The organism is Pseudomonas sp. Fl4BN1, assembly GCF_009908285.1.
Lineage (GTDB): Bacteria > Pseudomonadota > Gammaproteobacteria > Pseudomonadales > Pseudomonadaceae > Aquipseudomonas.
Window position 1 is genome coordinate 88445 of sequence record NZ_JAAARM010000008.1, and the last position, 21500, is coordinate 109944.

General features: G+C 62.6%; 20 protein-coding genes. 11 read left to right on the forward strand and 9 right to left on the reverse strand.

Features of this window, described 5'->3' with window-relative positions; all coding sequences use genetic code 11:
* Nucleotides 1–27 precede the first annotated feature (27 nt).
* The 10 genes from GV818_RS11450 (at nucleotide 28) to GV818_RS11495 (ending at nucleotide 7061) form a co-directional block, all read left to right on the forward strand.
* The gene (locus tag GV818_RS11450) at nucleotides 28–690 is read left to right on the forward strand and encodes a riboflavin synthase (RefSeq protein ID WP_161756587.1); all 663 of its coding nucleotides are present in this window, start codon (nucleotides 28–30) and stop codon (nucleotides 688–690) included.
* Nucleotides 691–706: 16 nt separating this feature from the next.
* Nucleotides 707–1798, forward strand: a complete 1092-nt coding sequence (ribBA, locus tag GV818_RS11455) for a bifunctional 3,4-dihydroxy-2-butanone-4-phosphate synthase/GTP cyclohydrolase II (protein WP_161756586.1) — start codon at nucleotides 707–709, stop codon at nucleotides 1796–1798.
* A 91-nt stretch (nucleotides 1799–1889) separates the two neighbouring features.
* Entirely contained in the window at nucleotides 1890–2366 is a 477-nt protein-coding gene (gene ribH, locus GV818_RS11460) for a 6,7-dimethyl-8-ribityllumazine synthase (protein WP_161756585.1), read from the forward strand.
* Entirely contained in the window at nucleotides 2363–2863 is a 501-nt protein-coding gene (nusB, locus tag GV818_RS11465; RefSeq protein ID WP_161756584.1) for a transcription antitermination factor NusB, read from the forward strand. Before ribH ends, nusB begins: the two co-directional genes overlap by 4 nt.
* Nucleotides 2864–2881: 18 nt before the next feature.
* Nucleotides 2882–3847: a thiamine-phosphate kinase gene (gene thiL, locus GV818_RS11470; protein ID WP_161756583.1), complete on the forward strand. Its 966-nt coding sequence runs from the start codon at nucleotides 2882–2884 to the stop codon at nucleotides 3845–3847.
* Nucleotides 3844–4347 (forward strand): phosphatidylglycerophosphatase A family protein, encoded by a 504-nt coding sequence (locus GV818_RS11475; RefSeq protein WP_161756582.1) that lies wholly within the window; start codon nucleotides 3844–3846, stop codon nucleotides 4345–4347. Before thiL ends, GV818_RS11475 begins: the two co-directional genes overlap by 4 nt.
* 11 nt (nucleotides 4348–4358) lie before the next feature.
* Complete coding sequence (locus tag GV818_RS11480; protein WP_161776598.1) at nucleotides 4359–5117, forward strand: substrate-binding periplasmic protein; 759 nt, start codon at nucleotides 4359–4361, stop codon at nucleotides 5115–5117.
* 113 nt (nucleotides 5118–5230) lie between these two features.
* Nucleotides 5231–5848, forward strand: a complete 618-nt coding sequence (gene ribA, locus GV818_RS11485; protein ID WP_161756580.1) for a GTP cyclohydrolase II — start codon at nucleotides 5231–5233, stop codon at nucleotides 5846–5848.
* On the forward strand, nucleotides 5845–6264 hold the full coding sequence (locus tag GV818_RS11490; protein WP_161756579.1) for an MFS transporter: 420 nt from the start codon (nucleotides 5845–5847) through the stop codon (nucleotides 6262–6264). Before ribA ends, GV818_RS11490 begins: the two co-directional genes overlap by 4 nt.
* On the forward strand, nucleotides 6264–7061 hold the full coding sequence (locus GV818_RS11495) for a cobalamin-binding protein (protein WP_161756578.1): 798 nt from the start codon (nucleotides 6264–6266) through the stop codon (nucleotides 7059–7061). Before GV818_RS11490 ends, GV818_RS11495 begins: the two co-directional genes overlap by 1 nt.
* Before the next feature lie 63 nt (nucleotides 7062–7124).
* On the opposite strand, the gene GV818_RS11500 is transcribed toward GV818_RS11495, so the two are convergent.
* From GV818_RS11500 to GV818_RS11540, 9 genes are all read right to left on the reverse strand, one after another.
* Nucleotides 7125–9008 carry a TonB-dependent receptor domain-containing protein gene (locus tag GV818_RS11500; RefSeq protein WP_161776599.1) on the reverse strand — a complete coding sequence of 628 codons (1884 nt, stop codon included), beginning with the start codon at nucleotides 9006–9008 and terminating at the stop codon, nucleotides 7125–7127.
* A gap of 129 nt (nucleotides 9009–9137) precedes the next feature.
* Nucleotides 9138–11039, reverse strand: coding sequence for a 1-deoxy-D-xylulose-5-phosphate synthase (gene dxs / locus GV818_RS11505; protein ID WP_161756576.1), 1902 nt, complete (start codon nucleotides 11037–11039; stop codon nucleotides 9138–9140).
* Nucleotides 11040–11151: 112 nt separating this feature from the next.
* Nucleotides 11152–12039, reverse strand: coding sequence for a (2E,6E)-farnesyl diphosphate synthase (gene ispA, locus GV818_RS11510; protein ID WP_161756575.1), 888 nt, complete (start codon nucleotides 12037–12039; stop codon nucleotides 11152–11154).
* A complete protein-coding gene (locus GV818_RS11515; RefSeq protein ID WP_011063724.1) occupies nucleotides 12036–12278 on the reverse strand; it encodes an exodeoxyribonuclease VII small subunit in 243 nt (80 codons plus the stop codon). Before GV818_RS11515 ends, ispA begins: the two co-directional genes overlap by 4 nt.
* Nucleotides 12279–12762: 484 nt before the next feature.
* A complete protein-coding gene (locus GV818_RS11520; RefSeq protein WP_161776600.1) occupies nucleotides 12763–14067 on the reverse strand; it encodes an MFS transporter in 1305 nt (434 codons plus the stop codon).
* 20 nt (nucleotides 14068–14087) lie between these two features.
* A complete protein-coding gene (locus GV818_RS11525) occupies nucleotides 14088–15026 on the reverse strand; it encodes a LysR substrate-binding domain-containing protein (RefSeq protein ID WP_161776601.1) in 939 nt (312 codons plus the stop codon).
* A 77-nt stretch (nucleotides 15027–15103) separates the two neighbouring features.
* Nucleotides 15104–17110, reverse strand: coding sequence for a CocE/NonD family hydrolase (locus tag GV818_RS11530; protein ID WP_161776602.1), 2007 nt, complete (start codon nucleotides 17108–17110; stop codon nucleotides 15104–15106).
* A gap of 60 nt (nucleotides 17111–17170) precedes the next feature.
* Nucleotides 17171–18472, reverse strand: a complete 1302-nt coding sequence (locus GV818_RS11535; RefSeq protein ID WP_161776603.1) for an OprD family porin — start codon at nucleotides 18470–18472, stop codon at nucleotides 17171–17173.
* On the reverse strand, nucleotides 18469–20067 hold the full coding sequence (locus GV818_RS11540; RefSeq protein WP_161776604.1) for a BCCT family transporter: 1599 nt from the start codon (nucleotides 20065–20067) through the stop codon (nucleotides 18469–18471). Before GV818_RS11540 ends, GV818_RS11535 begins: the two co-directional genes overlap by 4 nt.
* A 612-nt stretch (nucleotides 20068–20679) precedes the next feature.
* Between GV818_RS11540 and GV818_RS11545 the strand changes: the two genes are divergently transcribed.
* Nucleotides 20680–21471, forward strand: coding sequence for a YfaP family protein (locus GV818_RS11545; RefSeq protein ID WP_161756574.1), 792 nt, complete (start codon nucleotides 20680–20682; stop codon nucleotides 21469–21471).
* Nucleotides 21472–21500 lie beyond the last annotated feature (29 nt).

Sequence of the window (21500 nt, forward strand, 5' to 3'; positions counted from 1 at the left end):
GGCGGCCCTGTTCTCGAGGAGGACTCCATGTTCACCGGCATCATCGAATCCATCGGCAGCATTCGCGCATTGACCCCAAAAGGCGGAGATGTGCGGGTCTATGTAGAAACCGGCAAGCTTGATCTGGCCGACGTCAAACTGGGCGACAGCATCGCGGTGAACGGCGTCTGCCTGACCGCTGTTGAGCTGCCGGGCGATGGTTTCTGGGCCGATGTCAGCCGTGAAACCCTGGACTGCACCGCCTTTCATCAATTGAAGGCCGGTAGCCGGGTCAACCTGGAGAAAGCCCTGACCCCGACCACCCGCCTGGGCGGTCACCTGGTCAGCGGCCATGTCGACGGCGTCGGTGAAGTGGTGGCGCGGGAAGAAAATGCCCGGGCCATCCAGTTCCGCATCCGCGCACCGAAAGAGCTGGCCAAGTACATCGCCCATAAAGGCTCGATCACCGTCGACGGCACCAGCCTGACGGTCAACGCGGTGAATGGCGCCGAGTTCGAGTTGACCATCGTGCCCCACACCCTGGCGGAAACCATCATGGCCGACTACCGGCCGGGTCGGCAGGTCAACCTTGAGGTGGATCTGCTGGCGCGTTACCTGGAGCGCCTGCTGCTGGGTGACAAGGCGGCCGAGGCCACGGGCGGCAGCATTACCGAAAGTTTTCTGGCCGCTAACGGCTATCTCAAATCCTGACTCAAGGGGGTGCCGAGTGGCGCTCAACAGCATCGAAGAACTGGTTGAAGACATCCGCCAAGGCAAGATGGTCATCCTCATGGATGACGAAGACCGTGAGAACGAAGGCGACCTGATCATGGCCGCCGAGTGCTGCAAGGCCGAACACATCAACTTCATGGCCAAGCACGCCCGTGGCCTGATCTGCATGCCCATGAGCCGCGAGCGCTGCGAGCTGCTCAAGCTGCCGCTGATGGCGCCGCGCAACGGCTCCGGTTTCGGCACCAAGTTCACTGTCTCCATCGAGGCCACCGAAGGCGTCACCACCGGCATCTCCGCCGCTGACCGTGCGCGTACCGTGCAGGCAGCCGCTGCCAAGGACGCCAAGGCCGAGGACATCGTCAGCCCGGGCCACATCTTCCCGCTGATGGCCCAGCCCGGCGGTACCCTGGCCCGTGCCGGCCACACCGAGGCCGCCTGCGATCTGGCGCGCATGGCCGGTTTCGAGCCGAGTGGGGTGATCTGCGAGGTGATGAACGACGACGGCACCATGTCCCGTCGCACCGAGCTGGAAGCCTTCGCCGCCGAACACAAGATCAAGATCGGCACCATTGCCGACCTGATCCACTACCGGATGATCCACGAACGTACCGTTCAGCGGATTGCCGAGCAGCCCCTGGACAGCGAACTGGGCCAGTTCAACCTGGTGACCTATCGTGATTCCGTGGAAGGCGATGTGCACATGGCGCTGACCCTGGGCGAGATCTGCGCTGAAGAACCGACCCTGGTGCGGGTGCACAACATGGACCCGCTGCGCGACCTGCTGATGGTCAAGCAACCGGGCCGCTGGAGCCTGCGGGCGGCCATGGCCACCGTGGCCGAGGCGGGCAGTGGCGTGGTACTGCTGCTGGGTCACCCATTGGACGGTGACGTACTGTTGGCGCACATTCGTGAAACGGCCGATCACCAGCCGCCGAAGAAACCGACCACCTACAGCATCGTGGGTGCCGGTTCGCAGATCCTCCGGGACCTGGGCGTGCGCAAAATGCGCCTGATGAGTGCACCGATGAAGTTTAATGCGATATCCGGTTTCGACCTGGAAGTTGTAGAATACGTGCCCTCCGAATAAAAGCCGGTCGTTTCTGGCTTGAAATTCGCGGTTCAAATATCACTAAAGGGCGTGTGCTAGACACGCCCTGGCTCTTTAAGAGATTTGTCGAATGACCCTGAAGACCATCGAAGGTACCTTCATCGCCCCTAAAGGCCGCTATGCCCTGGTGGTCGGCCGTTTCAACAGCTTCGTCGTCGAGAGCCTGGTCAGCGGCGCGGTTGACGCCCTGGTTCGCCACGGCGTGAGCGAAAGCGACATCACCATCATCCGTGCTCCTGGCGCCTTCGAAATTCCGTTGGTTGCGCAAAAAGTCGCACAGAAGGGTGATTACGCGGCGATCATCGCCCTGGGCGCGGTCATTCGTGGCGGTACTCCGCACTTCGAATACGTGGCCGGTGAATGCACCAAGGGCCTGGCCCAGGTGTCCATGGAGTTCGGCGTGCCGGTGGCCTTTGGCGTGTTGACCGTTGACTCGATCGAACAAGCCATTGAACGTTCCGGCACCAAGGCCGGTAACAAAGGCGCTGAAGCCGCCTTGTCCGCCCTGGAAATGGTCAGCCTGCTGGCGCAGTTGGAGGCCAAGTGATTAGCGACGATAGCGATCGTTTCAACCCACGCGATCCCAAGCCTGCCAGTGCTGGCAAGCCATCCAAGAGCGTCAAGCGTCGTGAAGCTCGTCAGCTCGCGACCCAGGCGCTGTATCAATGGCACATGGCCAAGCATTCGCTGAACGAGATCGAAGCTCAGTTTCGGGTCGACAACGATTTCACTGACATCGACGGTGCCTACTTCCGCGAGATCCTGCACGGGGTTCCGGCCCACAAGAACGAGATCGATACTGCTCTCGTGCCTTGCCTGGACCTGGCCATCGACGAGTTGGACCCGGTTGAACTGGCGGTCCTGCGCCTGTCGACCTGGGAGCTGCTCAAGCGCGTCGACGTGCCGTACCGCGTGGTGATCAACGAGGGTATCGAACTGGCCAAGGTCTTCGGTTCCACCGACGGCCACAAGTTCGTCAACGGTGTTCTCGACAAGCTGGCCCCGCGCCTGCGTGAAGCTGAAGTGAAGGCGTTCAAGCGCTGATCCGCGCTTGCAGCTGCCATGGGCGAGTTTGAGCTGATCCGTAATTTCTTCGCTGCCGCGCCCTGTGCGCAGGGCGGCGAAGGTGTTGTTCTAGGGATCGGTGATGACTGCGCCTTGCTGGCAGTTGCTCCTGGCGAGCAGTTGGCGATTTCCACCGACACCCTGGTGGCCGGAGTGCATTTCGCCGATCCCTGCGAACCGTTTCTTTTAGGCCAACGCTCCTTGGCGGTGGCTGTCAGCGACCTGGCTGCCATGGGCGCCACCCCGCTGGCCTTTACCCTTGCCCTGACCCTGCCGACGGTAAGCACCGATTGGCTGCAGGCCTATGCCCGCGGTTTGAACGCCATGGCCCAAAACTGCGGTGTGCGCTTGGTCGGTGGCGACACCACACGCGGCCCCCTGACCTTGACCTTGACGGTGTTCGGACGTGTGCCCGCAGGCCTTGCCCTGACCCGCAGCGGCGCCCGCGAGGGTGACCTTCTATGTGTCGGCGGTGAGCTGGGTAATGCCGCTGGCGCCTTGCCCCTGGTGTTGGGACAGCGTCGCGCCGAACCGGCCGTGGCCGATCCGCTGCTGGCTCATTACTGGTCGCCGCAGCCACAGTTAGCCCTGGGCCAGGCCTTGCGTGGCAAGGCCAGCTCCGCCCTGGACATCTCAGATGGTCTGTTGGCCGATTGTGGGCACATTGCCGCAGCGTCGGCAGTCGGTCTGCAGGTGGAGGTCGAAAGGCTGCCCTTGTCTGCGGCGCTGCTGAGCTTTCTTGGCGAGCGGGGCGCTCGTGCTGCCGCCTTGAGTGGCGGCGACGACTACGTGCTGGCCTTCACTCTGCCGCCTGCCGAGCTTGCGCCGCTGTTGGCTGCAGGTTGGCCGGTGCATGTGGTTGGACGGGTGGTGGCCGGGCAAGGGGTGACACTGCTGGATGCCGGCGGACAGGACATCACCCCGGGCATCCGGGGTTATCAACATTTTCCGGAGACACCGTGACAGATCATCCAAAACAGCTCCCTGCGGAGTTCGTGCCGCCATCGGTCTGGCGCAATCCCTGGCATTTCCTGGCTTTCGGCTTTGGCTCCGGCACCTTGCCCAAGGCTCCGGGCACCTGGGGTTCGCTGGTTGCGCTACCCTTTATCCCGTTGTGGCAGATGCTGCCGGATTGGGGTTATTGGTTGATGCTCGGCGTCACCATGCTGTTCGGCTTCTGGCTGTGCGGCAAGGTTGCCGATGATCTGCGAGTACATGACCACGAAGGCATCGTCTGGGACGAAATGGTCGGTATGTGGATCACCCTGTGGCTGGTGCCTGAAGGCTGGTACTGGTTGCTGGCGGGATTCCTGGCATTCCGCTTTTTCGACATTCTCAAGCCCTGGCCGATTCGCTGGATCGACCGGCATGTTCATGGTGGCGTCGGCATCATGCTCGACGACGTCCTGGCTGGTGTGTTTGCCTGGCTGGCGATGCAAGGGCTGGTGTGGTGTTTTAGCTGAGGGGCAAGGCAATGGGTGTCTGTCGCGCGCTGCTGCTGTTGCTGGTCGTCTGGAGCTGCAGTAGCGTCCGGGCCAGTGAGTTGCAGGCGCCGCCCCAGTCCATCCGCATTGCCAGCGAGGAGTGGAGCCAGTACACCGAAGCCAACGGCCAGGGCTTGGCCTGGGAGATCCTGCGGGAAGTCTTCGAGCCCCTGGGAATCCGCATTGAACGCTGCAGCGTGCCCTATACCCGTTCGGTGGGGCTGGTGCAGCGGGGTGAAGTGGATGCCCAAGTGGGGGCTTACCGTGATGAGTCGCCCGGGGTGCTCTACCCGGAGCGCAACTACGATACTGACCACATCTATGCTCTGGGGCTGGCCAGCAATCCCGAGTTGAACCTGGCGAGCCTGGGCAGCTATCGGCTGGTCTGGGTGCGTGGCTACAAGTACCAGGACTACCTGCCCAACGTTCACCGTTACAACGAGATTCGCCGGAGGATCGGCATCCTGCCGATGCTGCTGTACAGCCGGGCTGACTACTACATCGACTCCCAGACCGAGATCGACTACGTGCTGGGGCAGGCCCAGAACCCCGGCCAGTTCAAGCGCACCCACCTGACCGAGCTGCCGCTTTACCTGGGTTTTGCCAGTAACCCGCGAGGGCGCGAGCTGCTGGCGCTGTATGACCGGCGCATGGAACAGTTGGTGAGCACGGGCCAATTGCGGCCGATATTCGCGCGTTGGAAGCAGCCTTATCCCTTTGACGGGGAGCGGCGCCCGGCAGCCCGTTGATCAAACTTATCGATCTTTATCTCCGATAATTCAGCCTAAGCACCCAGTGGAGGCTGCTGTTACAATGCCGCCTCTGCGAATCTTGAGTCCTCATACAGATCAGGAGCACAACAGTGCCCGTCGTTTTTGTTGCCGCTTGCAAGCTGCCAACCCCTTTTGCGCAATTCACCATGCATGGTTTTCTCGATCAAGCCACCGGCCGTGAACATGTAGTGCTCAGCCTTGGCGACATCGCCGATGGCGCACCGGTGCTCGGTCGCTTGCACTCCGAATGCCTGACCGGCGATGCCTTGTTCAGCCAGCGCTGCGACTGTGGTTCGCAACTGGAAGCCGCCATGCAGGCCGTTGCTCGTGAAGGTCGTGGCGTCATTTTGTACCTGCGCCAGGAAGGCCGCGGCATTGGTCTGCTGAACAAGATCCGCGCCTATGAGCTGCAAGATGGCGGCGCGGACACCGTTGAAGCCAACGAGCGCCTGGGGTTTGCTGCCGACCAGCGTGACTACGCCATGTGCCTGCCGATGCTCGAGCACCTGGGGGTCAAGTCCCTGCGGCTGATGACCAACAATCCGCGCAAGGTCAAGGCATTGACCGAGATGGGCATCCAGGTCGCCGAGCGCGTTCCTCTGCACACCGGTCACAACCCCCACAACAAGTTGTACCTGGCGACCAAGGCCAGCAAGCTCGACCACATGATGGGCAACGAGCACCAGGGTGAGGTCGACCGCCTGTGACTCGGGGTCAAGTGCGCCGACGGCTGACCGTCAGTTGGTGGCAGTACCTGGCGTTGGCCTTGTTGCCTTTGTTCGTGATCAATGCGGTGTTCGGCAAGGGCGAAGCGATCATGCCGGTGCTGGCGATGCCGTTCTTTATCGCCGGCACGGCCTCGATGTTCGTCAGCCTGCGTTTCTTCAACGGCTACAAGCATGCCTTGATCGCCGCCGGTAAAGCCCTCGACACCCCTGATGAGCCGGCTGCCTGGATCACCCTGGCAGCTCGGCGTCGCGCGGCCTTCCTGGCAGCCTCGTTGCCGGCCTGGATTGGTGCCCTGGCGGTATTCGTCGGCCTGGAAGCAGTGCCGCTAATGCTGCTGGCGCTGTCCAGCGCAGTGCTGTTCTACCTTTACCGTATCCCGCGTCAACTCGCCTGATGCTGCGTTGGCTGGCGCTTCTGTGCCTGCTGGCCAGCGTTCCCGCACTGGCGGCGCCGCGGGTCGTTAGCTTGGCGCCTTCGCTCTCGGAAATCGTTGTCGAATTAGGCGCCGCCGAGCTGCTGGTCGGCGTGTTGGATGCCGGCGAGCGTCCGCCACAGATCGCGGGTCTGCCTTCGGTGGGGCGCTATGGTCAACTGGATATGGAGCGGCTGCTCAGTCTCAAACCCGACTTGCTGCTGCTCTGGCCGGGCAGTGTGGGCCCGGCCCAGCGCGAACAGCTGTCGCGCCTGGGGATTGCCATCTACGTCGCCGAACCCCATGACCTTCAGCAACTGATTGCGCAGATCGCCGAGATCGGCGAGCGCCTGGGGCGGCCTGCGGCTGGCCAGCAACTAGCGGCGCAGTTGAGTCGGCAATTGAGTCGGTTGCGCGCGCGCTATCATCGCGAGCCCCCCTTGGCGGTGTTCTATCAAGTCTGGGATCAGCCGCTGTACACCGTGGGTGGCGGGCAGATCATCAGTGAAGCGCTGAGCGTCTGCGGTGCCCGCAATGTATTTGCCGACCAGCAGTTACCGGCGCCTCAAGTCAGCGTCGAAGCGGTGTTGCAGCGCAACCCGCAGGTGATCCTGGCCACTGCTCAGGGGCAGTTGGATGCCTGGAAGGCCTGGCCGCAGATTGCTGCGGTCAAGCAAGGACGCTTGTTGCTGGTGACTGATAAAGGACTGGAACGGCCCAGCGGGCAAATGATTGCCGCGACTGCCAAGCTCTGTGCATTGATCGCGCCTGAGCGCTGAGCCCTGTTCGCCGGCCCTACGCCATCACTGTAGGAGCCGGCTTGCCGGCGAAGGCGGCGGATCTTACAGCTCCGGCGTCCAGGTCACGCCGAGCATCCAGGTGCGGCCTTCGGTGCGGTAGCCATAGTCGCTGCCCTGGTAGCTGTAGAGCGCGCGCGTGTAGGACTTGTCGAAAAGATTGTCGAGCTTCAGGTCCAGCTTGATTTCATTGTTGACCGCCCAGCTGCTGCGCAGGCCGAACAGGCTATAGCCGGGGATCGAGAATCGATTCTCCATGTCGTTGTAACTACTGCTAATTGCCTGCCAGCTGGCACCGAGTCCCAATCGATCAAATTGCCGATCCAGATCCAGGCTCAACGTGCGCCGTGCACGTCGGTTCAGGGTGTGTCCGGTGTCACGATCCCTGGGGTCGATGATCGCCAACCCAAGGTTGCTCTGCCAACCCAATATCTCTTGTTTGAGACTTGCCTCGAAACCGTTAATGCGCGCGGAGCCAATGTTCTGTGGGCGGTACCTGGCATCAGGGGTAATAGCATCCTTGATGTCTGTGCGATAAAGCGAGGCCTCCAGGCGGCTGCTTTCGCTTAGTTGGCTGCGCCATTGCAGTTCATAGCTCTTTGAGTGTTCTGGCTTGAGGTTGGGATTGTCGTATCCCGGGTAGTACAGATCACTGAAGTTCGGTGCCCGAAAGCCTTCGCTGTAGGACAGCAGCAGGTCGTTGTCCGGATTCAGCGGCAGGGTGAAGGTGCCGCTCCAGGTGTTTTGCCCGCCATATTGCTGATTCTGGTCGCGACGCAGGCCCAGCTCGGTGGAGAAGCTGTCCCCGCGAAAGCGGTGCTGGATAAAGGCGGCGCGGTTCCAGCGGCTGTCCTCGGCAAATCGGGCTGGGCTGGTATTGAGCCGGTCTTCATACCAGTCGGCTCCGACGATCAGGCTGTTCTGGTCGTTCAGGCGCAGATCGTTCTGCCAGTTGAGTGAGTCCCGATAGGTATTGAATACACTGCGCTCGTCACTGAGCTTGTCGCGTTTGAGATCGCGGTTCTCGCTGTGCCCCAGTTCTATCCGCGACTGCCAGCGGTCGTTGATGGTTGCGTCGAGATACCCGCTGACGCTACTGACGCTGAAGTCGGTGTAGGGGTCCTGCTCGAAGACGTTGTAGTTTGAGTCGTAGCGACCAAAAGGGTTGTCATAGCGCGTACGACCACGGTTATCCAGCAGGTTGAACCCCGCCTCCAGGTCATCACTCAGCGCGTGGCTGAGGGTGAAGCTCAACGATTTGTTGCGATAACCATCGTGGTCGGCGTCGCTGGGGAATGACTCACGAGTCCAGTCGATCCCGGCAGTTTCATCCAGGCTGGCGCCCAGGCTGAAGCGCGTCTGTTGATCACCGCCGGACAGCCCCAGGCTGCGCTCCCAGGTCTGGTTGCTGCCGACACCAACGTGCATGCGCCCGTGCAGCCCAGACTCGGTGCCGCGCCGAGTAAATATCTGGATTACGCCACCCAAGGCATCACTGCCGTAGAGGGCCGAGCGTGAGCCGCGCAGTACTTCCACGCGCTCGATCTGGTCGACGCTGATGAATTGCAGGTTGCTGTCGCCGGACGAGGAGCTGCTGATGCGTTGGCCGTCTACCAATACCAGGCTCTGGGCCGAGTTGGTGCCACGGATGAAAATGTTCGGCGGACTACCACGCCCGCCACTCTGGGCGACCTGCACCCCCGGCACCCGTTGCAGCAGGTCGATCAGGCTGCTGGGTTGCAGGCGATCGATTTCTTCCCGGGTGAATACGCTGTTGGCGGCGCTGCTGTCGTTGCGTGCCTGTACCTGGCGATTGGCACTGATCAGCGTCTCCGGAAGTTTCAGGGCTTGATCGCGTTCAAAAGTGTCTGCGAGCAAATCGGCACAGGGCAGGAGGCACAGGGGCAGGGCAAGGCGAGAGAGTTTCATGGCTATTCCATTAGCGCGGCGGGGGCCTTGGCCGCAAGAATCGGGGAATGCGGCACCCAGGTTGCCGATGCGGGCGAGTCGCGCAGGGCTACAGGGCCCGGAGGGCAGGCCCTGCATTCGCTAGAGAGTTTACGACAGGCCCAGCAGTTGCAGGCGCTGGCGCACCGCGGCCTCGATGCCGGCCTCGTCGAGGCCACATTCGGCAAGCATCTGCGCCGGCTTGGCGTGCTCGACATAAGCGTCCGGCAGACCCAGGTGCAGAATCGGCTTGAGGATGCTTTCGCGGGCCATGAATTCACTGACCGCGCCACCGGCGCCGCCCATGATGGCGTTTTCTTCGATAGTCACCAGCAGTTCGTGGCTGGCGGCAATTTCGCGGACCAGGGCTTCATCCAGAGGCTTGACGAAGCGCATGTCGACCACGGTGGCGTCGAGTTTCTCGGCCACTAGCAGGGCTTCGGCCAGTTGCACGCCGAACACCAGCAGAGCGACTTGTCGACCTTGGCGACGGATCAGGCCCTTGCCGATCTCGATCGGCTCCAGGTCCTTGTCGATCGGCGCATTGGGGCCAGTACCGCGTGGGTAACGCACGGCCGCCGGGCCGTTGTACAGGTGGCCGGTGCTGAGCATCTTGCGCAGTTCATTCTCGTCGCTTGGGGTCATCACCAGCATGCCGGGGATGCAGCGCAAGTAGGACAGGTCAAAGCTGCCGGCGTGGGTCGGGCCGTCTTCGCCCACCAGGCCTGCGCGGTCGATGGCGAACAGCACGTCGAGGTTCTGCACCGCCACGTCGTGGATCAGTTGGTCGTAGCCGCGCTGGAGGAAAGTGGAGTAGATCGCCACCACCGGCTTGGCACCTTCGCAGGCCATGCCGGCCGCCAGGGTCACCGCGTGCTGTTCGGCAATTGCCACGTCGAAGTAGCGCAGCGGGAAACGCTCGCTGAAAGCCACCAGGTCGGAGCCTTCCTTCATCGCAGGGGTAATGCCCACCAGCCGCGGGTCGGCGGCGGCCATGTCACACAGCCACTCGCCGAACACGCCGGAGTACTTCGGTCCGCCGGCCTTTTTCGGCGCAGCGGCCGGAGCGTCCAGAGGTTCCAGCTTGGTGATGGCGTGGTAGCCGATCGGGTCGACTTCCGCCGGGGCGAAGCCCTTGCCCTTCTTGGTCACCACATGCAGGAACTGCGGCCCCTTGAGATCGCGCATGTTGCGCAGAGTGGCGATCAGGGTCGGCAGGTCGTGGCCATCGATGGGGCCGATGTAGTTCCAGCCCAGCTCTTCGAACAGGGTGCCGGGTACCAGCATGCCCTTGGCGTACTCTTCAGTACGGCGGGCGATTTCCCAGGCGCCTGGCAGGCGCGACAGGACCTTCTTGCTGCCCTCGCGCATGCTGGCGTAGGTGCGGCTGGAGAGGATCTTGGCCAGGTAGTTGGACAGGCCGCCGACATTGCGCGAGATCGACATGTCGTTGTCGTTGAGGATCACCAGCATGTTGGCGTCCACTTCCGGCGCGTGGTTCAGGGCCTCGAAGGCCATGCCAGCAGTAAGGGCGCCGTCGCCGATCACCGCGATAGCCTTGCGCTCGCTGTTCTGCAGGCGGGCGGCAATGGCCATGCCCAGCGCGGCACTGATGGAGGTGCTGGAGTGGCCGACGCCAAAGGTGTCGTACTCGCTCTCGGAGCGCCGGGGGAAAGCGGCCAGGCCGTCTTTCTGGCGCAGGGTGGCCATTTGTTCGCGGCGACCGGTGAGGATCTTGTGCGGATAGGCCTGATGACCCACGTCCCACACCAGCCGGTCGTCCGGGGTGTCGAATACGTAATGCAACGCGATGGTCAGCTCGATGACCCCGAGGCCGGCACCGAAGTGCCCACCGGTCTGGCCGACCGTGTAGAGCAATTCCAGGCGCAATTCATCGGCCAGGGTTTCCAGCTCGGCTTCACCTAACCGGCGCAGGCCGTCCGGCGTCTTGGCACGGTCGAGCAGCGGCGTGGTCGGGCGTTTGCGGGGAATCTCATGAAACGTCGTGGGCATCAGGCGAATCGTTATAGGTATAGAAAGAGGCGGCAGTTTACCTTATGCATCGCAAGCTGCCCACGCAGAGCACCGAACTTGGCCGATATGCGGTCCGGGTGCGGGCCGCCGATCAGCTGCGGCGCTCGACGATATACCGCGCCAGCTCGCGCAGGGGCTCGGCCGCTGCGTCAAACGGACGCAGGGCGTGCAGCGCCTGGTCGCGCAGTTCCAGGGCGTATTCCTTGGCGGCGGCCAGGCCCAGCAACGCCGGGTAGGTTGGCTTGTCCCGGGCAATGTCGGCGCCCTGGCGTTTGCCCAGGGTCGCGGTATCGCTTTCGACGTCGAGGATGTCGTCCTGCACCTGGAACGCCAGGCCGATGGCTCGGGCATAGGTCTGCAAGGACTTCAGTTCGTCTTTCTCCGCCATGCCGCTGGCCAGGGCGCCGAGGATCACGCTGGCCTCGATCAGGGCGCCGGTCTTGTGCCGGTGCATGTACTCCAGAGCCTGCTGATCGAGCTTGAGGCCCACCGAGCCGAGGTCGATGGCCTGGCCGCCGACCATCCCCGCAGGGCCTGCGGCCAGGGCCAGGGTGGTGACCATGCGCAGGCGGATCTCGGCGCTGGCGTCGCTCAACTGCGGGTCCAGCAGGGCACTGAAGGCCAGGCTCTGCAGGCCGTCACCGGCAAGGATCGCGCAGGCTTCGTCGAAGGCCTTGTGAGTGGTGGGCTGGCCGCGACGCAGGTCGTCGTCGTCCATCGCCGGCAGGTCGTCGTGCACCAGCGAGTAAGCGTGAATCAGTTCCACCGCACAGGCTGCGCCGTTGGCTTGCTCGGGCTTGCCGCCCAGAGCCTCGCAGGCGGCATAGGCCAACAGTGGGCGCACTCGTTTGCCACCATTCATCACGCTGTAGCGCATGGCTTCATAGAGGCGGGCAAGTTCGGGGCTTGGAGCAATGAACAGGGTTTGCATTGCAGCGTCGACGCGGGCCTGACTGGTGGCCTGATAGGCGGAAATCATTCTGGCTGTTCCGCATCGAAGGGCTGTTCCGCCAGCTCGCCATCGCGCTCCAGCAGGATCTGTACTTTCTGCTCGGCCTGGGCCAGGGCGGCCTGGCAGTCACGGGTCAGGCCGATGCCTTGCTCGAAAGCGGTCAATGAGTCTTCCAGCGACAGCTCGCCGTTCTCCAGACGCTCGACCAGGGTTTGCAGGTCGGCGAGGGATTGTTCGAAATCTAAGGCAGCTTTTTTGCGGGCCATGGCGGCTATCCCGGTTGACGTTAAACCGGCGCGACACTAGCAGACACCGGGGTTTCGGGCAAATGAGAAGGGCTCGCTGGCGCGCCTGCTCAGGACCTTGGGAGGTGACTTTCCACGGACTTTTTCCCGTCGCGATGAAGAGGCCGGAACACAAGGTGCGCAGCGGGTACGGCGGCGCGGCCCATGAGGCAAAGCTGTTCTGCAACAGAGCGTCCAGTTCACTCTGGGCTCAGAGCTCCTGGCCCACCACTCCCGATATCCGCAACAAGCGTCCTTGCACTTGGACGCATTCACGCAAAGCGGGGCAAGATATTCAGCCTGCCAGTCGAAACTGTGCCAGGTAGGGGTTGCCAGGCCTGGCGCGAATGGTCCATGGACGGATTCTCTGGGAGCGAATGCATCACCTATTTGACTCATTGAATGAGCCGAATGTGCGAGAAAACCGGCTCAGTGTCCCATTGCCCTCAGTCCTGGGAGTGCGGGGTCAGGCTTCGAGTTTTTCCTTTCTATGGGGCGCTTCATCCTGGGCAGCCTCATGGATCAGCAACTCCTCAGGCACTTCATCCACCCGTGGGTCCAAGGTGGCGGCCAGCACGCTGACCGGATGTTCGGGCATGGCCACGTGCTGCAGGGGCGCACCCTCAACCAGGAATTCCCCGGTGACCTGGTTCGGCTGTACGCGCCAAACCAGCAGCAGGGCGCACAGGGAAAACACCATGTAAAAGGCGTTGTGCCCATAGAGGTTCATCAGCGCGCCGCAGAGCAGTGGTCCCAGGCAGGCACCTACCCCGTGGGTGGCCAGGAGCATGGCGCTCAGGGCCACGCGCCGGGGCTGCTCGATATTGTCGTTGGCCAGGGCCACGGCCAGCGGATACAGGGTGAAAAGCAGCAGGCCGCTGAGGAAACCGAACAGCAACAACACCGTAAAAGATAGATCGAACAGCCCCCACAGCGGTACCGCCACAAGGCACAGGGTTACCGCGCAGCCACGAATTAGCCGTGAACGGTCGATACGGTCCGACAGCCAGCCGATCGGCCACTGGCCGCAGAGCCCGGCAAAGATCGCCACGGCGACGAAGGTGCTGGCCTGGGCGGTGTCCAGGCCACGGAGGGTGATGAATACCGGGGCCAGGGCGTAGAAGGAACCGACCATCAGCCCTGTGACGAACACGGTGCTCAGGGCTTGGGGGACACGGCGCCAGAAGAAGCTGATCTGCAGTGGTGCCGCCACCAGTTTGGCTGGATGCAAGCGCCGGGTCAGGGCCACTGGCAGCAGGCAGGCGGCAAAACACAGAGCGACGATCAGCAAGGGTTTGAAGTCCAGTTCCGGGCGCCAGATCAATACGCTCTGGCCGAGGATCAACCCCAGGGACACCGCCACCATGTAGCCGGCAAACACTGCGCCGCGCTGGTTGTTGTCCGCCTGCTCGTTGAGCCAGCTCTCGATCACCATGTACTGGTTCATCATCACCAGACCGGTGATGAAGCGCAGTACCAGCCACAGCCACAAGTCCTCGAACAGAATGTGCAACAGGACGATCATCGTCGCGGCGCCGGCGCAGGCCACGTAGGAGCGGATATGACCGACGGCGGCGATCATCTGGTGGCCGAACTTGGCGCCGCAGACCATGCCCGCGTAGTAGGCAGCGGTGAGGCCGCCGATCCACAGTTCGTCAACGCCCTCATGGGTCAGGCGCAGGCCGATAAAACTGAAGAACAATCCATTGCCCGTGAGCATCAGGATGGTGGCGCAGTAGAGCGCGGGGAACGTCAGCAGGGTCAGGTTCATGAATTCGTCAGCAATGGCGGTCAGGGACCGATTTCGTTGGAGGGAAGGGTGTTTTCCAGCAGCCACTGGCGAAAGCGGCGCACGGCGGGTGGTGGGTTGCGGTGGTGGGGTTGCATCAGGTTCAGGCGCCCGCGGCTGAGCATGCGGTTCGGCAACGCCAATTGCAGGCGTCCGGCGGCGAGTTCGCCTTGCAGCAGGCTTTCCCAGCCCAGGGCTACGCCCTGGCCCATCACCGCCGACTGCATCAGCAATTGGTAGCTGTTGGTGCGCAGGGCGTGTTGCGGCGATTGGTAAGTGGCGCCCACTGCGCTGAACCAGTCGGCCCAGGTCAGCCAGTCGTGATAGTGGTCTTCGACGATCAGCAGGCGGTGTTCTTCCAGCAGGTGCTGCGGGTCGCGAATCGGCCCTTTGCGGCTCAGGTAGCCTGGGTTGCAGATGCAGATCACCTGTTCACTGGCAAATACCGGGGTCAGCTCCAGCCCCAGAGGCGCCGGCAGTTCGTCGAGGTGATAGAACAGCCCCAGGTCGTACTCGCTGACGTCCAGGTGCAATGGGCTTTCACTGCACAGGATGCGGATGTCCAGGTCCGGGAACAGGTTCTGGAATTGCGGCAGCAGGCGTGCCAGCCAGATCGAGCTGATGGTCGGCGTGCTGGCCAGGGTCAGTTGACGCTCGGCGCCGCGCCGACGCAGTTCGGCGGATTCGCGGTCCAGCTCCCGCAGCAGGCGTTGGATGGTACGAAAGTAGCGCTCCCCCGCCGGGGTCAGACTGATGCCCAGGGTGTGACGGTGGAACAGTGGGCGCGCGAGGTTTTCCTCCAGTCGCTTGATCTGGCGGCTCACGGCGCTCTGGGTCAGGTTCAGTTCCTGGGCGGCCCGAGTAAAGCTCAGGTGACGGGCCACGGCCTCGAAGGGCTGCAGGCAGTTCAGCGGTGGAAGATCGACATTGCGACGTGACATGCGGGTACCCGTCTGCTGGGGCGGGTAGCGTTCCGGGCCACCCGCCAATTCTCAGAAATTGGGCATCCTGCCACGCTTTACAGCGTGGATCGGGCAATCCGTTTCTGCCACTGGCGATGATGGATCTGCTGGCCGTCGAGCCGTGCCATTTGCTCTGCTTGCAGATAGAACCACTGGGCATCGGCCTGCAGGTGCAAGGTGCTGTCTACCTCGACCGCCCATGAACCGCGGCCGACGCGGTAATTCCACTGGATATCCGCTCGGGTCGACAGCGGGTCCCAGGGCAGGGTGCGATATTGCTCGGTGCAGCGCTGGTCGACCCACAGGCCATGATCGAGAAAACGCATGGCGCCCAGATCGTCGTCGATACGCACACAGACTTCGCCACTGCCCACGTCCTCGCTGAGGGTGCGCTTGGGGGCGGCGGCGCGGATGATTTCCAGGTTGGCCGGCGGCGCGCTTTGCGGAGCCTCGAAAGGACAGTCCACCGGTTTCCCGGTAAACACCGGCAGTTGCACACTTTGCACTTCGGGCAGCAGGGTCAGGGTGGCCAGCTCGCGGCTAGGCCACAGTAACGGGAAGCTTGCCGTGCTCAGGGCCAGGCGCAGGCGATAGCCGGCGGGCAGGCGATAACCCACGTGATCCAGGTTGAAGCGAACCTGCAGCGGCTCGTCGGGCACCGGTGGATTGGCCACTGCAAAATCATCCCGCAGGTTGAGGTTCAGGGTGCCGTAGGTGATCTGTGCCACCTGGCCATCGGGGGCCACGGCATTCAGCCGAGCGACGATCTGCCCGCACGACTTGTCCGACGTCAAGCGCAGGTCGAGGCGTACATCACCCAGCAGATCCATGGGCTGGTCCAGGGGCGCGCTGTCGAAGCACAGCGAGTGAGCGTCATCTCGACGCTGATCGGTAGGACCATCCGGGCCGAACCAGATGGCGCAGTACTCGCCCTGGTGCAGGCCGGTGGTCAGGGGCGAGCAGACGCTACGTTGCTGACTCAAGCCCCGGGTACCGGCCACCAGTCCGTTGTCGCTGAGGCTGAAGTCTTGCCACTGCACTTGTGGATCGGGCCAGCCAGCGGTTTGTACCCAGGCACCCGGGCGTTCGGCGTAGCTGCCTTTAGGCGCCACGGCATCCTGCAAATAGAAGGCGCAGGCCGGCTCGTCCATCACTCCGTTGTTGATGCCCTTGAGCCAGTGGTCCCACCAGCGCTTGGCTTCCTGGAGAAAACCGATGGCCGGGTTGGGCACCGCAAAGTGCGGATACTTGTGAATCCACGGCCCGAGCATGGCTTTCTTCGGGCTGCTCAGGTGCTGCATCAGCCGTGGCACGCTGTTCTTGTAGGCATCGCCCCAGCCACCGACGCAGTACACCGCGGCCTTGATCGCCGCGTAGTCCTCGCACACGGAGCCTTGGCGCCAGTAATCGTCGCGGGTCTGATGTTGCAACCAGGTTTCGGCAAGCATCGGCATGGCGTCCAGGCGCTGCTGCCAGAGGGCCTGCCAGTCGTCCACCAGCAATGGGTCTGGAACGGCGGCGCTGAAGTTGAGCATGGTCGCCGCCCAGCCCTGATTCTCCATCAGCAGGTTACCGCCTTTGTAATGAATGTCATCGGCGTAGCGGTCATCGGTGGAGCACAAGGTAATGATTGCCTTCAACGCCTCGGGCTGCAGGGCCGCCACTTGCAGGCTGTTGAAGCCGCCCCAGGAAATGCCCATCATCCCCAGGTTGCCGTCGCACCAGGGCTGCGCGCAGAGCCAGTCGAGCACTTCCAGGGCGTCTTGTTGTTCCTGGGGCAGGTATTCGTCGGCCATCAGTCCTTGGGATTCACCGTTGCCACGCATGTCTACCCGCACGCAGACGTAGCCCTGGCCGGCCATCCACGGATGGCTCAGGGCATCGCGTACGGCGGTGCCGTCGCGCTTGCGATAAGGGAGATACTCAAGGATCGCCGGGTAGCGCTCGACCCCGGCACTGGCCGGTAGCCAGATACGCGCAGCTAAGTGGGTGCCGTCACGCAGGGGGATCAGGCAGTGCTCGATCTCGCGGATCGGGTGGGGAAACTCGCGGATAACGTCCATTCGACACTCCAGTCGATAAAGGGCTCGCCGCCCGGGTTGGCCAGGCGGCGAGCGGGGCGATCAAAGCAGGCTGAAGGGGTATTCGGTGATCAGGCGGATGTGATCGACATTGCCGTCCGAGGTCCCGCGGATGCGATGGGTGCCTTGGCGCAAGGTCAGGGACAGGTCCTTGGCCTTGCCGCCCTGCACCACGTAGCGCACATCGATATCCCGCTCCCAGTGCTTTTCGTTGTCGGCGTAGTAGCGGTATGGGCTGTCCACCGGCACGCGCTGGCCATCGACATGGCTGCCGCGGATATAGCGGGTGTTGAGCGACAGGCCGGGCACGCCTAGGGGCGTGAAGTCGAGCTTGTAGCCCAGGCTCCAGGAGCGCTCGCCGGGGCCGTTGAAGTCGGCGATCAGCGAGGAGTTGGCCAGGTAGATCGAGTCGTGGAAACCGCCACCGCCCAGGGCCACATAGTCAAACGGCTGATTACCATGGATGCGTTGGTGAGCCAGGCTGAAGGTTTGCGGGCCGCTCTTGAAGGCCAGCGCTGCCGACCAGGCGGTGACCGCGATGTCTCCGGCCAGAGCCTTGCCCTCATCCAGGGAGCGATAGAGGTTGAGGTCCAGGTTCAGGCTGCGGTAGGCCTCGGCATCCAGTGGCTGATCAAGGTTCAGATTGACGTAGTGCTGGCGCCACAGGTCTTCATAGCGTGAGCTGTAGAGGCTCATCCCGACCTGCGGATGCAACCGATAGGTGCCTCCCAGGTAGTCCACGTTGCCACCTTCGACCCCTGCATAGCCGGCGTAGAAACCACCTCGGTGGCCGGTCTGGTTGAAGTCTCGGGCCGCCGTGAAGTGCCCGCCCTCCAGCAGCAGGCCTTCGGCCTCGCGGCTGCTGAAGGTGAAGCCGGTGGCGGTCGCGGGCATGATCCGGCTGTCGGCCAGGGCCAGTACCGGGTTCTGCGGGCGCAGGTCGCCGTATTTGAACTCGGTATTGGACCAGCGCATTTTCAGTGCCGCACCGGCGGTAGCCGACTCATCACGGCTGCGCCCGTCACCATCGCTGACCAGCAATTGAGTACGCGCCCGTCCGCCGCCACTGTCGAGCTTGGTAGCGAAGTAGGCGTGGGCATCCAGGCCAAAACCCAGCGTGCCTTGGGTGTAGCCGGAGCGATAGTCCAGTTGCAGGCCTTGTGCCCACTCGCGGCCATCCTTGTCGCGGTCGCGGTAGTCGTTATTGCGGTAATAGTTGCGTACCAGGCCCTTGAGCTGGCTGTCTTCGATAAAGCCCAGGGCTTGTTCTTGGGCGGCTTCGACCAGCAATGGGCAAAGCAACGCCAGGCCTGCGCTTTGCAGGCTGAGATGACGAATGTTCATGCCGTGGGCTCCAGAGCGATATCAGGTGCATGTGCGTTGCTGTTCGAGGGGCTCGCCGCCGGATCGCGTGGCGTGACTGGCAGGGACAGCAAGGCCGGATTCCTCAGCCAGATGATCAGTGCGCTGCTGGCGAGCAAGACGATGATCATTCCGGGCAAGCCGCCGAGGTTGGACAGCATCTTGACCCCGTCGATACCGACAAAGGCCACCATGACCCACGACACGCTGCCGATGATCACGCCCCAGACCACCTTGAGCAGCGGGCTGCCGTCCAGGTCCGAGTCGGCGGTGACGCCGCGGCTGCATAAGTTGCCGATGACGTCGGTGCTGGAGTCGGCCGCGGTGACGAAGGAGATGAAGGCGATGAACAGCAGGAAGGCGATCATCAGGCCGGCGGCCGGCAGTTGCTGGAACATCTGGTACAGCACATGTTCCACCCCTTGCTCATTGAGCACGCGATTGAGCATGCCGGATCCCTGGGCGTCGAAGTACAGGCTGCAGCCGGAGAAGATGCAGATCCACAGGGCGGTGAACAGCGCCGGATAGAGCATGTTGGTGTGGATGAATTCGCGCACCGTGTAGCCGCGGCCAATCTTGCCGAGGAACAGTGCGCTGACCGGGGCCCAGGCGAACCACACCGACCAGTAGAACACCGTCCAGCTCTGGGGCCAGCTGTCGCCACTGGCCGCGCCGGTGAACAGGCTGCGACTGAAGAATGTCTGCAGGTACACCCCTAGGGACTCGACGCCGAGGCTGAGGATGTAAAGGGTCGGACCGCAGACCAGTACGAACCCCCCCAGGGCCAGCATGATCCAGGTATTGAAGGTCGAGAGCTTGACGATGCCTTTTTGCAGGCCGCTGGCGGCCGAGGCAACGAAGGTGATGACGATCACGCCGATGATCAATGCCAGGCGCAGGGGCGTGGTTTCTCCGCCGATATACTGGCTGAGTCCACCGGACAGGGTCAGTGCTCCAGTGCCCAGGGAAGACGCCATGCCTGCCACCAGGGCGAACATCGCCAGGGTGTCGATCAGTCCGGCATAGCGCTTGACCCGCTTGGCGCCGATCAACGGCTGCAGCATGGCGCCGATGGAGAAGTTGCTGCGCAGGTTGTAGAAGACCAGGGCAAACACCAGCGATGGCACCAGGTAGATGGCATAGGGTGTCAGGGTCCAGTGCAGGAACATCGTCGACATGGCGAAGCTGGTGGCCTCTGGGCTGCCTGCGGCGAGCTTCATGCTGTCGGGCGGGCCATAGAGGTGATAGAGCGGTTCAGCGGTGGTCCAGAACAGCACGCCGACGGCCAGGGTGGTGCACAGCGCCACCATGAACCAGCGCCATTTGCTCAGCAGTGGCTTAGCGTCTTCGCCACCGATGCGCACCCTTCCCAAAGGCGAGAAGTAGACGATGGCGGTCAGGACCAGGAGAAAGAACGAGCTGGCACTGAACAGCCAGGAGAAGTTGTCGAGGATCATCCGGTTGAGCGATTTGCTCACGGCCAGGAAGGCCTGGAGATCAAGGTAGCTGGCAATCACTGCCGCCAGCAGAATCAGAAAGGTGGGCCAGAAGACCAGTGGCCTTAACGGATACTTCATAAGTGAGGCGCTCCGGTTGTTTATCTTTTTTATGGTCAGGCGAGGCATCGGCAATACGTTGGGCAATGTGCCCGTCAGCGCGTGAGTGCAAACCCGCGGCGTTCATAGATAAGCGTTTCCCGGCGCGGCGAAGCAATCGATGAATAGGTATGGGGTCATTCCCTGAGGGAATGCGCGGCGCGATGAGAGTCCCCGGCGTAGAACGCCCTGGTTCCGGGCAAAGAGGCGTTCCAGAGAGCTTGTTGTGGTTCTTCCAGGAGGTGCCGCGAGGTGTCTGACGCGGCGTTGGTGAAGGACGGAGGGTGAGGTGTTCAGCGCTAGATTCGTACTTGAACTAGGAACCCTTCCTGGGGATTAAAGCGAAAGGCTTGCAGCAGACGAAGATCAGCAGAGCACTTTCGGTAATGTCGCGGTGATAGCACTTGCTGCGCGGGTTGCAAGGCTGTGCCGATTGCTGCGCAAAATCCCCTTTCTCCAATTGTGTAACAGGCACCAAGTCGCTAATCTGCGGCCTCTTCTATGCCCTCTTTCGTCGGGCTGACTTTCTGAATGTTTGCAGCTGCGCCGAGGATCTGGCGCCAGGGTTTTCCCATGCATGGCAGGACGCAGTACATGCGCGCTCTATCCTCCCTTCTGCTGACCCTGGTGTTGGCCGGGACGGCGTTCGCCGAGCCTTCCGCCGAGCTTCAGGAACCCCTGGCCGGCTGGCGTTATTCCGGGTTGCTGGACCGGACCGAGCAGGACCGGGTGGCTTATCCGACGCCGCCCATCGATCGCGGCATTCAACGCAACCGCACCATGATCGAAGGCCAGCTCAAGGCCATTGGCCATTTGCGCCAGCCCCACAGCCTGTCGGTCAACGGTAACCCGCTGAACCTCTACACCGACGAGCAAGGTCGCTTCGGCCGGCCCTATGCGTTCGGTGCCGGCTCCAATAGCGTCGAAGTACGCAGTTCCGAGGGCAAGTCCCTCAAGCGCGTGCAGTTCTATGAAGCCAATCAGAACAAGACACCGCCGCGCATTCGCGTGGTGCTCGGCTGGGACGACCCCAAGGCCGAGCTCGACATGCACATCATCACCCCGGATGGTCAGCATGCGTTCTTCGGCCATCCCGGCTTGACCAACGGCGGAGGCCTGGACCCGGATGGGGTCGATGGTCCGGGCCCGGAAATGTTCACCATGACCGCGCCGCTGCGGGGCACCTATCTGATCTACGTCAACTACTGGGGCAACTTCGGCAGTGGCGGATACAACTTCGACGAAGGCAGCAATCAGAACGAGGTGATCACCTCGCAGATCAACCTGATCCTTAACGAAAACACCGTCGATGAGAAACGCGAGACCTTTATCGTGCCCATGCGGGCCATCGGCGACCTGTTGCTGGTCAAGTCTTTCAACTATTGAACATCCCGCACCACGGATGAATTGGGCTT